General features: G+C 70.6%; 12 protein-coding genes. 4 read left to right on the top strand and 8 right to left on the bottom strand.

Translation table 11 applies throughout. From position 1 onward, the window contains the following. Positions 1-17: 17 nt before the first annotated feature. Genes ABEA10_RS28410 through ABEA10_RS28400 form a run of 3 tightly spaced genes read right to left on the bottom strand, consistent with a single transcriptional unit; the run spans position 18 to position 3,952 of the window. Entirely contained in the window at positions 18-1,202 is a 1,185-nt protein-coding gene (locus ABEA10_RS28410; protein ID WP_345469063.1) for an acyl-CoA dehydrogenase family protein, read from the bottom strand. Between the two features lie 9 nt (positions 1,203-1,211). Next, entirely contained in the window at positions 1,212-2,249 is a 1,038-nt protein-coding gene (locus tag ABEA10_RS28405; RefSeq protein ID WP_345469062.1) for a 2Fe-2S iron-sulfur cluster-binding protein, read from the bottom strand. 14 nt (positions 2,250-2,263) lie between these two features. After that, entirely contained in the window at positions 2,264-3,952 is a 1,689-nt protein-coding gene (locus tag ABEA10_RS28400; RefSeq protein WP_345469061.1) for an FAD-binding protein, read from the bottom strand. A gap of 154 nt (positions 3,953-4,106) precedes the next feature. Here ABEA10_RS28400 and hsaA point away from each other — a divergent pair, with 154 nt between their 5' ends. The 3 genes from hsaA to ABEA10_RS28385 all read left to right on the top strand — a co-directional run bounded on the left by hsaA (position 4,107) and on the right by ABEA10_RS28385 (position 7,454). Then, positions 4,107-5,279, top strand: a complete 1,173-nt coding sequence (gene hsaA / locus ABEA10_RS28395; protein ID WP_345469060.1) for a 3-hydroxy-9,10-secoandrosta-1,3,5(10)-triene-9,17-dione monooxygenase oxygenase subunit — start codon at positions 4,107-4,109, stop codon at positions 5,277-5,279. A gap of 50 nt (positions 5,280-5,329) precedes the next feature. Then, positions 5,330-6,181 (top strand): IclR family transcriptional regulator, encoded by an 852-nt coding sequence (locus ABEA10_RS28390; protein WP_345469059.1) that lies wholly within the window; start codon positions 5,330-5,332, stop codon positions 6,179-6,181. A gap of 91 nt (positions 6,182-6,272) precedes the next feature. Then, complete coding sequence (locus ABEA10_RS28385; protein WP_345469058.1) at positions 6,273-7,454, top strand: NADH:flavin oxidoreductase; 1,182 nt, start codon at positions 6,273-6,275, stop codon at positions 7,452-7,454. A gap of 6 nt (positions 7,455-7,460) precedes the next feature. On the opposite strand, the gene ABEA10_RS28380 is transcribed toward ABEA10_RS28385, so the two are convergent. From ABEA10_RS28380 to ABEA10_RS28365, 4 genes are read right to left on the bottom strand one after another with little or no spacing between them, the layout of a single operon-like run. Beyond that, the gene (locus ABEA10_RS28380) at positions 7,461-8,210 is read right to left on the bottom strand and encodes a glucose 1-dehydrogenase (RefSeq protein WP_345469057.1); all 750 of its coding nucleotides are present in this window, start codon (positions 8,208-8,210) and stop codon (positions 7,461-7,463) included. 8 nt (positions 8,211-8,218) lie between these two features. Further along, positions 8,219-9,469, bottom strand: coding sequence for a sulfate adenylyltransferase subunit 1 (locus tag ABEA10_RS28375; protein ID WP_345469056.1), 1,251 nt, complete (start codon positions 9,467-9,469; stop codon positions 8,219-8,221). After that, entirely contained in the window at positions 9,469-10,383 is a 915-nt protein-coding gene (gene cysD / locus ABEA10_RS28370; protein ID WP_345469055.1) for a sulfate adenylyltransferase subunit CysD, read from the bottom strand. Before cysD ends, ABEA10_RS28375 begins: the two co-directional genes overlap by 1 nt. Positions 10,384-10,387: 4 nt before the next feature. Beyond that, positions 10,388-11,644, bottom strand: a complete 1,257-nt coding sequence (locus ABEA10_RS28365) for a sulfotransferase family protein (RefSeq protein ID WP_345469054.1) — start codon at positions 11,642-11,644, stop codon at positions 10,388-10,390. Positions 11,645-11,958: 314 nt separating this feature from the next. Between ABEA10_RS28365 and ABEA10_RS28360 the strand changes: the two genes are divergently transcribed. Beyond that, positions 11,959-12,729 (top strand): SDR family NAD(P)-dependent oxidoreductase, encoded by a 771-nt coding sequence (locus ABEA10_RS28360; RefSeq protein ID WP_345469052.1) that lies wholly within the window; start codon positions 11,959-11,961, stop codon positions 12,727-12,729. A gap of 4 nt (positions 12,730-12,733) precedes the next feature. On the opposite strand, the gene ABEA10_RS28355 is transcribed toward ABEA10_RS28360, so the two are convergent. Next, positions 12,734-13,906 (bottom strand): sulfotransferase family protein, encoded by a 1,173-nt coding sequence (locus ABEA10_RS28355; RefSeq protein WP_345469051.1) that lies wholly within the window; start codon positions 13,904-13,906, stop codon positions 12,734-12,736. Positions 13,907-13,935 lie beyond the last annotated feature (29 nt).

Genomic DNA, 13,935 nt, shown 5'->3' with positions numbered 1-13,935 from the left:
CCTTCCGTGGGAAGTGTTCAGATCATCGAGCGCATCGGGCCCATCGGCGGCTCCACGCCGAGGTTCGTCAGCGCCGAGGCGTGGAAGACCGCCCCGGGGACGTGGATCGCGTGCACCAGGCCCATGTGCGCGTCCCGCCAGAACCGCTGGATCGGGCTGCTCATCCGCATCCCGTTCCCGCCGGAGCGGCCGACGATCTCATCGACCGCGCGCACCGCCCGCCACGCCGCCTGGACCTGGACCCGCCGGCCCGCCGCGCGCTCTTCGAACGTCGACCGCCGCCCGGCCTCCGCCTGGTCGTAGAACCGGCAGATGTTGTCGATCAGTGCCGTACGTGAGGCCGAGATCTCGGCGCTCGCCTCGCTGACGGCGTAGAGAACGTGCGGGTCGTCCTTGATCTTCGTGCCGGTGATCTGGGTCCGGTTCCTCTGGTACGCGAGGTGGTGCGCCAGCGCGCCCTCGGCGGTGCCGATCACGGCCGCGGTGATGCCGAGCGGGAACGCCTGGGAGAACGGCACGTGGTAGAGGGTGTTGGTCAGCCCGGCCTCGCGTGCCGCCGATCCGTCGGAGACCTTGGCGAACGGCAGCACCCGGTAGTCCGGGACGAACGCGTCCGTGACGACGATGTCCTTGCTGCCCGTCCCCTTGAGGCCGACCACGTCCCACGAGTCGTCGACGATCTCGTAGGAAGACCGGGGCAGGATCACGTGGAACTGCGTGGGCGGCATGATCGCCTTGCCCTCCGCGTCGCCGAGCATGCCGCCGAGGAAGATCCAGCGGCAGTGGTCCGTCCCGGAGGAGAACTGCCAGCGGCCGTTGAAGACGTACCCGCCGTCGACCGGACGCAGCACGCCCATGGGTGCGTACGGCGACGCGATCCACGTGTCCGGGTCCTCGCCCCACACCTCGTCCTGCACGCGCCCGTCGGCCATCGCCATCTCCCACGGGTGCACCCCGACGACCCCGGCCACCCAGCCGGTGGAACCGTCCAGGGCGGCGATCTTCATGACCGTCTCGGCGAACTCCCGCGGATGCGCCTCGAACCCGCCGTACGTCTTCGGCTGCAGCAGCCGGATGACCCCGGCCTCCCGCATGACCTTGACCGCACGGTCGTCCAGCCGGCCGAGCTCCTCGTTCGCCGGTCCCAGCGCCGCGATCCGCTCGGCCGACTCCATCACCGTGTCGAGTACGTGGTTGCTCATGTCCGTCCTCTACTGGTCATAGGTCACCCGGACCCGCTCGCTGCGAGGGACCGCCTGGCACGCCAGCACGATGCCGTCGGCGATGTCCTCCTTTTCCAGCACCTCGTTGTGCTCCAGCTCGACCTCCCCGTCGAGCAGGACGCAGGCGCAGGCGCTGCACCTGCCCTCGCGGCAGGAGTACGGCGCGTCGAGGCCGGCGGCGAGGAAGACGTCGAGCATCCTGTTCGCCGTCGGCCAGGCCAGAGTCGTGGTCTCGCCGTCCAGCTCCACCTCGACGGTGCCGGCCGCCTCCGCCTCGGTGTCGAGCACGACGGCCGGTTCCGTGAACGGGTCCTCGGCCAGCGACGAGAACCTCTCGTAGTGCGTCCGGCCGGCCGGCACCCCGACCGCGGCGACGCCCTCGCCGACCGCGTCCATGAACGGCGCCGGGCCGCAGACGAACACGTCCCGCGCGGCGTACGGACGGGCCAGTTCGGCGAGCGTCTCCACCCGCGGGATGCCCTGCACCGACTCCAGCAGGTGGACGACGTGCAGGCGGCCGGCGTACTGCTTCTCCAGGGCCACGAGCTCGTCGCGGAAGATCACCGACCGCTCGTCGCGGTTGGCGTACACGAGCGCCACCCTCCCCCGGCCCGCGTGCAGCGCGGACTTCAGGATCGACATCAGCGGGGTGATCCCGCTGCCGCCGGCGAACAGCAGGAAGTCGGCGTCCAGCGTGCGCGGCGTGAACGTGCCCGCCGGCCGCAGCGTCTCGATCTCGTCGCCTTCGCGCAGGTTGTCGCAGATCCAGTTGGAGCCGTAGCCGTCGGCGGTGCGCTTGACCGTGACCTTGAGCCGCTCGCCGAGCAGCGGGGAGCTCGACAGCGAGTAGCAGCGGGCCGCGCCGCCCTCCCGCTCCGTGGGGACGTTGAACGTGAGGTACTGGCCGGGACGGTGGTCGAAGCGGCCCGCGTCGGCCTCATCCGGTTCGAGCACGATCGAGTGGGCGTCCGCGGTCTCGCGGATCACCTCGACGACCCGGAGGCGGTAGGAGCGCTGTCGGTTCATGCCTCCCGCGCCGCCTACCCGATCCGCTCGGCGGAACCGGCGGGGGCCGCCGCCCTCTCGGCGGCGTGCCGGGCCGCGACGTAGCCGAACACGATGGACGGGCCGATCGTGCCGCCCGGACCCGGATAGTCGTGGCCCATGACCGAGGCCGAGGTGTTGCCGGTCGCGTACAGGCCCTCGATCACGGAGCCGTCGGCACGCAGGACACGGGACCGCTCGTCGCAGGCCAGCCCGCCCTTGGTGCCCAGATCTCCGGCCTCGACCCGGATCGCGTGGAACGGAGCCTTCTCGATCACGTCCAGGGTGGGGTTCGGCAGCGTCGGGTCGCCGTAGTACCGGTCGTAGGCGCTGTCGCCACGGCCGAAGTCGGCGTCCTTACCGGCGCGGGCGAACCCGTTGAAGCGCTCGACGGTCGCCGCCAGCGCGTCGGCGGGGACGCCGATCCGGCCGGCGAGCTCGGCGAGCGTGCCGGCGCGGTGCGCGGTGCCCGCGTCGTAGAAGGCCCGCGGGATCTCCGCGCCGGGCAGGACCTGGGCGAACGGGTAGCGCGCGCGTGCCTTGGCGTCCATCACGAACCAGAGCGGGACATGCCCGCCCGCGAGCTGGTCGTGCACGAAGTTCACGTACGGCGCCGACTCGTTGGTGAACCGCCGCCCGGTCCGCCCCGAAACGATCAGCGACGGCGGGATCGAACGCTCCGACACCAGCGGGATCACGGCGCCCGTGGGATGCCGCACCGACGGCATCCACCAGGCGTCGTCCATGAGGTCGACCGCCGCGCCGATCCGTCGGCCGGCCTCGATCCCGTCCCCGAGGTTCTCCGGCACGCCGCCGCTGTGGTCCGGCCGGCCGCCCTCGGGCAGGTACCGCCGGCGCATCCCGGCGTTGTGCTCGAAGCCGCCGGTCGCCAGGAGCACCCCGCGCCGCGCGCGGATCCGCACCGTGCGGCCCTCGTGCTCGGCCACGACACCGCCGACCGCACCGTTCTCCCCGGTGACCAGCTCGGTCATCGGCGTCTCCAGCCACAGTGGGACGCCGGCGTCCCGCAGCGCGAGACGCAGCCGGGCGACGAGCGCGCGCCCGGTCGTCGCCATGTGCCGGCGCCGGACGAGGTTCGAGGAGACCCGCCACGCCGCGACCAGCGAGGCGCGGCGTCCCCGCCAGGTCCGCTTGGCCATCGCGAGGTCGTGGTAATCCTTGGCCGTCACCCACAGGCCCAGCGGGCCCTTCATGCCGTTCGGCCGCAGGAACGCCTCGTCCTCACCCAGCCTGCGGGTGTCGAACGGCCGGGCCTCGATCGAACGGCCCAAGGCGCGCCCTCCCTCGACCTCGGGGTGGTAGTCGGCGTAGCCCTTCACCCAGAAGAACCGCATCCAGCGGCTCTTCTCCAGGAACTCCATCGCCGCCGGGCCGTGGTCGACGAAGGCGTCGATCCGCGCGTCCGGGACCCGGCCCGCGGTGATCAGGCGCAGGTAGGTACGGGCCGCGTCCCGGTCGCCGCCCTGTCCGCTGCGCCTCAGGGTCGGGTTGTCGGGCACCCAGATGCCGCCGCCGGAGATCCCCGTCGTCCCGCCGAAGTGCCGGCTCTTCTCGATGACCAGAGTGTCGAGGCCCGCGTCCGCCGCCACCAGGGCGGCGGTCATGCCGCCACCGCCGCTGCCCACGACGAGGAAGTCGACCTCACGGTCCCAGTGCGCGCTCATGATGGCTGGAACGTAACCATCTCCCGTCCCGCGAGAAGGCGGACATCCCGATGAGCGAGACCTCGGCGCATCGACGTGTCCGCAGGCCCGGATTACGCTGAAGATCCCTCTCCACGGACAGGGACGGAGTTCACCTCCCCGGAGGGAGCGCAGAGTGGCCAAGGACGTTCTCGAGTCCGTTCGTGAGCTGCTGCCGACCATCCGGGAGCGCGCGTCTCGCACCGAGTCCGAACGCCGGGTGCCGGAGGAGACGGTCGCCGCGCTCATCGAGGCCGGCCTGTTCGGCATGTTGCGCCCCACGCGGTACGGCGGAGGCGAGAGCGACCCGGTCGACTACTTCACGGCCATACGGTGGCTCGCCTCCGCGTGCCCGTCGACGGGCTGGGTCGCGTCGCTTCTCGGTATCACGCCCTGGCACGTGGCGCTGCTCGAACCGCGGACGGGCGAGGACGTCTGGGGAGCCGACCGGGACGTGCTGGTGTCCTCCTCCTACGCACCGACGGGTCGTCTGGTCCCGGTCGAGGGCGGCTACCGGCTGAACGGCGCGTGGCGCTCCGCGCCGGGCGCGGAGCACTGCGAGTGGATCGTGCTCGGGACCCTCATGATCGGGCCGAGCGGCGACCCCGTCGACTACACGGCGGTCGTGGTGCCGCGTTCGGACTACGTGCTCAAGGACGGCTGGAACGTCGTCGGCCTCCGCGGCACCGGCAGCCGGGACGTGCTGGTCAGGGACGCCTTCGTGCCGCCGCACCGGATCTACGGGGCCGAGGGCAGGCGGCGGATCGCCAAGGAGCAGCGCGCTCCCGGCGCCCCGGTGCTCTACCGCGTCCCGTTCGCCTCCATCCACAGCACGGCCATCACCGCGCCGCTGCTGGGCGCGGCCGAGGGCGCCTACGCGTACCACCTGGCCCGGATGCGCCGGCGGAGCAAACTCAGTCACGGCGGGCGGAAGTGGGCCGGTGAGGAGTTCGGGCCGGTGGCGGTGGCACGGGGAGCCAGTGAGATCGACGCGTCCATCCTCCAACTGGAGCGTGACCTGCGTGAGCAGATGGAACACGCCGTCCGTAACGAGCCGATCCCCATCGAGCTCCGGCTGCGCGCGCGCCGTGACCAGGTCCGGAGCGCCGAACGGGCGGTCGACGCCGTCGACCTGCTGTTCAAGGCCGCCGGTGGGCACGGCGCACAGGCCGGGAACCCGATCGAACGCGCCTGGCGGGACGTGCACACCGGCGCGGCGCACGTCGTCAACGACGCCGAGCAGGGGATGTCGCTGTACGGCCGGTGGGCTTACGGTCTCGGCGTGGACGACAGCTTGATCCTGGTCTGAGAGCGATCACACTCCCCGTCAGGTCCGGCCGACTGGAGGTGCACCCGAAAATGACCAGCGACACTTCGGGAAGGGCCACGGCCCCGCCGTCGATGATCGAGCGGATGACGCTGATCATGGAGGCGTTCGACGACCGTTCCGTCAGTCTGCGCCTGGACGAGATCGCCGCGCACACCGGGCTGCCGCGGTCGACCTCGCACCGGATCCTGGAGCAGCTCGTGCGGCTGGGCTGGCTGAGACACACGGAGGGCGGCTACGCGCTGGGGCGGCGCGCGTTGCAGCTCGGCGGCCTGGTCAGCGACCACGCGGAGATCCGGGCCGTCGCGGTGCCTCTCTTGGAGCAGTTGCACGCCCGTACCGGGAAGGTCGCCCAGCTGGGCATCCTGGACTTCGCGGACGTGGTCTACCTCGACAAGATCGGCGGGATCGGCGCGGCGGCGCTGCCCTCCCGCGTGGGCGGACGTTCCCCCGCGCACGCCGTCGGCCTCGGCAAGGCGATGCTCGCCTGGCTGCCGCCAGAGGAGGCCGACACTCTCCTCGAAGGAGGCATGAAGGCGCGCACGCACAACACCATCACCGACCTGCTGGTGATGCACCAGGAGCTGCGCCGCATCCGGAGCCGGCACGGACTGGCCTTCGAGCGCGACGAGTACGTCGCGGGCATATCGAGCGTCGCCGCGGCGGTCCGTGGGCCCGAGGGCGTGGTCGCGGGGATCTCGCTGTCCGGCGAGACCGGCGGCGATCCGCTGGAGCGCTACGCCCCGTTGGTGCTCGACGTCGCCAAGCGCATCTCCCGGCGGCTGTTCCCGGAGACGTCGCCTGACGACATGCCCTCGACGGTGTGGTCGGACGGGATGATGGAGCGGATCCTCGGCCTGCTCGACGACGACACCCTCATGTGAGGGGTGTCCTGCTGATCGGGACGTCTTCCGCGCCGGCGGTGCCGCGCGCCTAGGGTCGTTCCGGTCCGCGACCCGTCGATGGGAGACGACCGTGCCGCAGTCGGGCAGTCCAGGAATCCTCTCCCCGGCCGCGCTGGGGCCGGTGTCCCTGCGCAACCGGATCATCAAGTCGGCGACCTTCGAAGGGCGGGCGCCGCGCGGCCTGGTCACCGACGACCTCATCGGCTTCCACCGCCGGTTCGCCGCCGGCGGGGTCGGGATGACCACGCTGGCGTTCTGCGCGGTCACGGCGGACGGCCGGCAGTTCGCGCCCATGATCCAGATGGGGCGCGAGGCCGTGCCCGGGCTCCGGCGGCTGACGGAGGCCGTGCACGCCGAGGGCGCGGCCGCCTCCGTGCAGATCGGCCACGCCGGCGTGGTCGCCAACGCGAAGTCGACCGGGCTACCGGCGCTCGGGCCGGTCAAGCGGTTCGACCCGCAGAACCTGCGCTCCTGCAGGATGGCGACGAAGGCCGACCTGAGGCGCGTCGTGGCGGCCTTCGGTGACGCGACCGACGTCGCCGTCGACTCCGGCTTCGACGCGGTCGAGGTCCATCTCGGTCACGACTATCTACCCAGCTCGTTCCTCAGTCCGCACCTCAACCGGCGTGACGATGAGTACGGCGGCTCGCTGGAGAACCGCGCGCGCTTCGCCCGCGAGATCACGCGTACGGTGCGCGAGCGCGCGAAGGACCGGATCGCCGTCATCGCCAAGCTCACCATGGACGACGGCGTGCGCGGTGGCTTCTGGATCGACGAGGCGGTCCAGGTCGCCCGGTGGCTGGAGGCCGACGGTCACCTCGACGCCCTCGAACTGACCATGGGCAGCTCGCCGGGCAACACCATGTACATGTTCCGGGGCGAGCCTCCGATCAGGGAGTTCGCCGCCGCGATGCCCCAGCCGCGCAGGCTGATGGTGCGGCTCGGCGGCCGGCTGAAGCTCAGGTCGTACGAGTACCGGCCGCTGTACATGCTGGACGCCGCGCGTCAGATCCGGGCGGCGGTCGGCCTGCCGCTGATCCTCCTCGGCGGCATCACCGAGAAGGCGCACATGGACACGGCGATGGATGAGGGGTTCCAGTTCGTGGCCATGGGCCGCGCCCTGCTGCGCGAGCCCGACCTGGTGAACAGGATCCAGACGGACCCGTCCCACCGGTCCCTGTGCATCCACTGCAACAAGTGCGTGCCGACCATCTTCGCGGGCGGCACGCACTGCGTACTCGCGACGGACTGAAGACGCTCAGAACCCGGCCCCGGCCGTCATCCCGCCGTCCACCACGAACTCCGCGCCGGTGCAGTAGCTCGATTCGTCACTCGCCAGGAACAGCACCATGTTGCTGATCTCCTGCGGACTGGCGTACCGCGGGATGGGCAGACCGGACATCACCCCGCCGGCCCGGTCCTCCAGGTCGTCGGCGTTCCGGCCGACCATGGGCGTCGCGACTCCTCCGGGGTGCACGGAGTTCACGCGGATCCTCCTGGGCGCCAGTTCGAGGGCGGCGGACCTGGTGAGGCCGCGTACGCCGGCCTTGCTGGCGCTGTAACCGGTCAGCCCGGCGGCGCCGACCAGGCCGTTGACCGAGGAGATGTTGACGATCGAGCCGCCCTCGCTCATCACCGGTCCGGCGTGTTTGATCCCGAGCCACTGGGAGACGAGGTTGACCTCCAGGAACTTGCGGAAGTCGGCCACGGTCATGTCGGCGACCGGTCCGAACCCGAGGACGCCCGCGTTGTTGACCAGGATGTCGAGCCCGCCGAACGTGGCCGTCGCGCGCTCGACGATCGAGGACCAGCCCTCCTCCGCGGTGACGTCGTGGGCGACGAACCGGCAGTCGTCGCCGAGCTCCTTCTCCAGCGACCGGCCCTCGTCCCGCCGAACGTCGCCGAAGACCACCTTCGCGCCCTCGCCCAGGAACGTGCGCACGTGCGAGGCGCCCATGCCCCGCGCCCCACCGGTGACCAGGGCGACCTTCCCGTCGAGCCTGCCCATGGCGCCTCCTACTCCGCGTCGTTGATCATGCCGGCGCCGACGGTGACCCCCGTGACCTCGTCGATGAGGATGAAGGAGCCGGTGGCGCGGTTCCTTGAGTACGGATCGCACAGCAGCGGGACGGTGACGCGCAGCCGGACGCGGCCGATCTCGTTGAGGCCGAGCTCGGAGGTGTCCTGGTCACGGTGCAGAGTGTTGACGTCGAGGCGGTACCGGATGTCCTTGACCAGCGCCCGCCCGGTCCGGGTCGTGTGCTTGATCACGAGCCGCCGGTCAAGGCGCAGCGGCTCGGCGGTCATCCAGCAGACCATCGCGTCGATGTCCTGGCTCGGCCGGGGCGCGTTGCCGACGCGGGCGATCATGTCGCCCCGCGAGACGTCCACGTCGTCCTCGAGGCGCACGGTGACCGACATCGGGGGGAACGCCTCCGGGATCTCGTGGTCGAACAGGTCGATGGAGGCGATCCTCGACGTCATGCCGCTGGGCAGCACCACCACCTCGTCGCCCGGCCGCAGTACGCCTCCGGCGACCTGGCCGGCGTACCCGCGGTAGTCGTGGAAGTCGTCGGACTTGGGGCGGATGACGTACTGCACCGGGAGCCTCGCCGCGACCAGGTCACGGTCGGAGGCGACGTGGACGTGTTCGAGGTGATGCATCAGCGAGGGGCCCTCGTACCAGGGCATGTGCTCGCTCCGGGACACGACGTTGTCGCCGTGCAGCGCGGAGATCGGGATGACCTGCAGGTCCGGGATGTTCAGCCTGGTGGCGAACGCGGTGAACGCGTCGTTGATCCGCTCGAACACGTCCGGGTCATGGCCGACCAGATCCATCTTGTTCACCGCGAGCACCAGGTGCGGCACCCGGAGCAGGGAGACCAGCACCGCGTGACGCCGCGACTGCTCGGTCAGCCCCTGACGTGCGTCGACCAGGATCAGCCCCAGGTCGGCGGTCGATGCGCCGGTGACCATGTTCCGGGTGTACTGCACGTGCCCGGGAGTGTCCGCGATGATGAACTTGCGCTTGGGGGTCGCGAAGTACCGATAGGCCACGTCGATGGTGATCCCCTGCTCCCGCTCCGAGCGGAGCCCGTCGGTGAGCAGGGCCAGGTCGGTGTAGTCGTAGCCCTTCGAGGCGCTCGTCGTCTCGATCGCCTCGTACTGGTCCTCGAAGATCGCCTTCGAGTCCAGGAGCAGCCGCCCGATCAGCGTCGACTTCCCGTCGTCGACGGACCCGGCGGTCGCCAGGCGCAGCAGATCCATCAGAAGTAGCCCTCTTTCTTCCGGTCCTCCATGGCGGCCTCGCTGAACCGGTCGTCCGCTCGGGTCGCGCCACGCTCGGTCACCCGGACCACGGAGAGCTCCTCGATGATCTTTTGCACCGTGTCCGCGTCCGACTCCACGCACCCGGTCAGGGTCATGTCCCCCACCGTGCGGAACCGCACCCGGCGGGTCCGCGGCTCCTCCCCCGGACGGGGCCGGACCGCGCCGGACACCGACAGCAGCATCCCGTCCCGCTCGATCACCTCACGGCGATGGGCGTAGTAGATCGACGGGACCTCGATCCGCTCCTGCCGGATGTAGTGCCAGATGTCCAGCTCGGTCCAGTTGCTCAGCGGGAAGATCCGCATGTGCTCGCCCCCGCGGATCCGGCCGTTGTACAGGTTCCACAGCTCCGGGCGCTGCATCTTCGGGTCCCACTGGCCGAACTCGTCTCGGTGGGAGTAGATCCGCTCCTTGGCGCGGGCCCGGTCCTCGTCACGCCGGCCGCCGCCGAACGCCGCGGTGAAGCCGTTCTCCTCGATCGCGGCCAGCAGCGTGCCGATCTGCAGCCGGTTGCGGGTCGTCCGGCCGTCGTCGACGACGACGCCGTTCCTGATCGCCTCCTCCACACTGGCCACCACCAGCCGGACCCCCAGACGGCTGACCCAGTTGTCGCGCGCCTCCAGCACCTCGGGAAAGTCCAGGCCGGTGTCCACCTGCAGGACCGGGAACGGCAGCTTCGCCGGGAAGAACGCCTTCTCGGCCAGGCGCAGCATGACGATCGAGTCCTTGCCCCCGGAGAACATCAGGACCGGCCGCTCGAACTCCGCCGCGACCTCGCGGAAGATGTGGATCGACTCCGCCTCCAGATGGTCGAGCTGGCTCAGGCGGTACTCGGCCTGGACGGTTCCCATCGCGTCACATCACCTCGGGCTTGACGGGATACACGTCGAGGTAGAACTGGAACTTCTCGCGCACCTGCTCGGGAGTCACGCCGAAGTCCGCACGGATGTCGTACGCGATGCTGCCGTGCTTGTCGCGCGGGTGGGCGTCCACGTAGGCCTGGATCTGGGCGCGCGCCTCGTCGGTGAACTCGATCCCGGCGCGTTCGTAGACCCCGGCGACCGTGCCCATCGGGTCGGCCATGTACGCGTCGAAGAAGACGTCGACCCGCCGGTCGGCCGGTACCAGGTGCGCGTCGCGGATCCCGGCACGCCAGAAGCGCTGTGCCAGCTCGCTCCAGTACTCGAAGACGGCGTCCACGTCCGGCTCGCGGAACCCCATCCGTCCCATGAAGGCCAGCATCGTGGCGAACGACTGAACGACGCCCACGGGGTCACGGTGGGTGACCACCACGGTGGCGTCGGGGAACACCGACATCAGCGGCCCGAGGTTCTCCAGGTGCTGCGGGCACTTGAGCACCCACTGCCGCGGGCCGCGGTACCAGGTGAGCACCTTCAGCGCGGTCCTGAGCCACTCGTAGTGCGGGGTCTGGTCGTGCGCCAGGTAGTAGTCGCGCCACTTCGGCGCCATCTGCATGAGGGACTCGAGGTAGTAGCTGGAGAAGTCCAGCTGCATCAACGCCATGTCCTCGTCGATGTGGTCCGGGTTCATCGGGTGCCAGGCGGCGAGGAAGGGGTTGGTGGCCCGGTGGATCTCCCAGGCCTGCTCACAGCGTTTGAAGCGCGGATCGACCCCGTCGATGCCGGGACCTTCGCCGGGGACCGGGACCGGCTCGTCGGTCTCCCACAGCGGCATGGAGCGGAACCGCGTGTCCGACGCGAGCATGTTCACCAGGTTGGTCGTGCCGGTCCGCGGAAGGCCGGTGACGACGACCGGGCGCCGGATCTCGATGTCGTGGATCTCCGGATGCCTCGTCAGCACGTCCCACATCCGCAGCCGGCCACTGGCGTACTTCACGCACAGGGTGAACAGCAGCATCCGGCTGTACTCGGTGCGGTTCGGGTCGCCGTCGATCTCCTCGATCCAGACCGCCAGGCGCTCCTTGAAGTCCTCCGGGCCGAAGTCGTCCAGCCCGGTCGCGTCGGCCGCGGCGGCGAGCACGGCCTCGACGGTGAGCTTCACCGGATTCTGCTCCGCGAACGTCAGGAAACCCTGCTGTGCCTCGGTCAGCACCGGGTCGCGGAGGTCCTTGATTCGTAGCGTCTCTCCCATGGCAGTGCCTCTCCGGCCAGCGCACCTCGATGGGGGCGGGATGGCGCTCGAGTAGCCCGGGTTTCCCGTTCCGGGTACCGGCCACGCCGCCCTCCGCGCGTCGGTTCGAAGGCGTCTGACCTGATCGCCGCACGATAATTCGGCCCGGACGGATCGCGGCCCCGCGATCTCAGTGGCCGGGATGGCGCCCGGGACCCGGATACGACACCAGGCGCGTCGTGGTCCCGCTGATCGGGACGGACCGCCCGGTCACCGTACGCGCCCCGTAGCGTCGGCTCTCCACACAGCGGGGGCCCGCACGGACGGAGTGCGTCATGAACCGGTTCGAGGGCAAGAACGTTCTGATCACCGGCGCGTCCGCGGGCATCGGTCAGGCGACCGCCGTGCGGTTCGTCGCCGAGGGGGCCACCGTGTTCGGCCTGGCGCGTAACGTGGAGGGCCTGAAGGAGACCTCGACCCTGGTCGAGGACCCCGGACGGTTCGCCTTCCACCTCGTCGACCTGGCCGACGACGACGCGATCATCGAGGGGGTGCACGCCGCGGCCGAGCGCCTGGACGGGCGGATCGACGTCGTGTGCAACATCGCCGGTGTCACCCTGAAGACCCCGATCGACGACCTCGACATGGATCGGGTGCGCGCCATCACCCAGATCAACTTCTTCGGCCCGATGCGCCTCATCTCCGCGGCCCTGCCGCACGTGCCCACCGGCGGCGGCAGCTCGGTGATCAACGTCTCCTCGGTCTCCGCCACCCAGGCGGTGCCGTCCATGGGCGCGTACGCGGGCTCCAAGGCGGCGCTCGTCTCGCTCTCCCTCACCCTCGCCATCGAGCTCGCGCCCCGGCGGATCCGGGTCGTCGCGATCTCGCCGTCCGGGGTGAAGACGCAGATGATGTGGCAGATCTGGGAGCAGGTGAAGGACTACCCGGGCGACTGGTACTCCCGTCTCCTCCATCCGTGGGGCCAGGAGCACTCCGGTGACGCCGCGGACATGGCCGGGTTCATCGCCTTCGCCGCCTCCGACGAGGCCTCGTACTGGAACGGCTCGGAGATCCGCCTCGACGGCGGCGCCCGCGCGTCCTTCTAGGGCCCTAGCGGGCGGTCATGCGGCTCAGGTCGTCGAGGTACGCCGCGAAGTGCGCGGTGATCTGCTGGTCGGTGAGGCCGAAGTCGGACATGCGGTAGCGGTGCGCGGGCCGGCGTTCGCCGGCCCGGCTCGCGGCGTGGGCCGCTTCGACGGCCGTCCGCGCCCGGCCGGTCAGCTCCAGTCCGAACCGGTCGTAGATCGACTCGACGGTGGCCACGGGGTCGCGGACGAAGTCGTCGTAGCGGACGTCGGCGAACCGCCGCGGATCGTGGCGTCTCCTTGCGGCCATGAAGGTCTCCGCGCCGCGCGCCCACAGGGCCAGGCAGTCCTCGCCCACCACCCGGCCGTGGAAGACCGTCGAGTGTCCGGCGCTCGCCTGCTGGTTCAGGCTGCTGACCGACGCGAGGATCGCGTGCGGCTCCCGATGGGTCTGGACGATGAGTGCGTCGGGATAGGCCGTCATCAGCGCGTCGAGGGCGAACAGGTGCCCGGGGTTCTTGAGCACCCAGCGACGTTCGCGATCGGGCAGGCCGATGAGCTGCAGGATGCGGCGATGGCGTTCGTACACCGGGGTCATGTCCTGTCCGGCCAGCCACCGCGAGTATGTCGGCAGGTGCGCCGTGTTCTCGAAGGTGACCGACCGCATCGACTGCCGCTCGATCCGCCAGCACTCCTCCACCATGTCCGGGGCCATGAAGTGCGCGCCCCTGAGCCCCGGGTTGCCCGCGTAGCGGGCGTCGATCCATGCTCGTATCCGCTGGTAGCCCGGGTTCGACGGCCAGCGGTCGCGGGGTGGCCGTGGCTGCGGAGTCTCGGTGAGCCAGTGTTCGAGTCCCTGGTGGGCCGGGTCCGCGCACAGCAGCCGGTGCAGCGCGGTCGTTCCCGTACGCGGCAGGCCGGTCACGAAGATCGGCCGCTCCGGCCGTACGTGCCGGTGCTCGGGGTGTTCCCGCCAGGACGCCTCCGTGTACAGGCGGGCCTGGAGCACGGTGAGGAACATGGCGCGGATCCACTCCCGGCCCTGCTCCGTCAGCGCCGCCTCGGTCGCGTAGCCGTCGAGCAGGACGGCCATGCCGTCCAGGTAGTCGTCCGCCCCGAAGTCGGACAGGCCCGTGACCGCGCTCGCCACCTCGTGGAGTTCCTCGATCGTCCCGACGGAGGTGCGTGTCCCGGTCATCCCCTCTCCTTCCGGTCGTCGGCTCGGCT

This window comes from Actinoallomurus oryzae, assembly GCF_039541955.1.
Taxonomy (GTDB): domain Bacteria; phylum Actinomycetota; class Actinomycetes; order Streptosporangiales; family Streptosporangiaceae; genus Actinoallomurus; species Actinoallomurus oryzae.
This window is presented reverse-complemented; position numbering and strand designations above follow the sequence as displayed.

Excerpts from the sequence above, each read along its gene's own strand:
- ABEA10_RS28410 (WP_345469063.1), bottom strand. The coding sequence starts at position 1,202 with ATGAGCAACCACGTACTCGACACGGTGATGGAGTCGGCCGAGCGGATC.
- ABEA10_RS28405 (WP_345469062.1), bottom strand. The coding sequence starts at position 2,249 with ATGAACCGACAGCGCTCCTACCGCCTCCGGGTCGTCGAGGTGATCCGC.
- ABEA10_RS28400 (WP_345469061.1), bottom strand. The coding sequence starts at position 3,952 with ATGAGCGCGCACTGGGACCGTGAGGTCGACTTCCTCGTCGTGGGCAGC.
- ABEA10_RS28390 (WP_345469059.1), top strand. The coding sequence starts at position 5,330 with ATGACCAGCGACACTTCGGGAAGGGCCACGGCCCCGCCGTCGATGATC.
- ABEA10_RS28380 (WP_345469057.1), bottom strand. The coding sequence starts at position 8,210 with ATGGGCAGGCTCGACGGGAAGGTCGCCCTGGTCACCGGTGGGGCGCGG.
- ABEA10_RS28375 (WP_345469056.1), bottom strand. The coding sequence starts at position 9,469 with ATGGATCTGCTGCGCCTGGCGACCGCCGGGTCCGTCGACGACGGGAAG.
- cysD (WP_345469055.1), bottom strand. The coding sequence starts at position 10,383 with ATGGGAACCGTCCAGGCCGAGTACCGCCTGAGCCAGCTCGACCATCTG.
- ABEA10_RS28365 (WP_345469054.1), bottom strand. The coding sequence starts at position 11,644 with ATGGGAGAGACGCTACGAATCAAGGACCTCCGCGACCCGGTGCTGACC.
- ABEA10_RS28360 (WP_345469052.1), top strand. The coding sequence starts at position 11,959 with ATGAACCGGTTCGAGGGCAAGAACGTTCTGATCACCGGCGCGTCCGCG.
- ABEA10_RS28355 (WP_345469051.1), bottom strand. The coding sequence starts at position 13,906 with ATGACCGGGACACGCACCTCCGTCGGGACGATCGAGGAACTCCACGAG.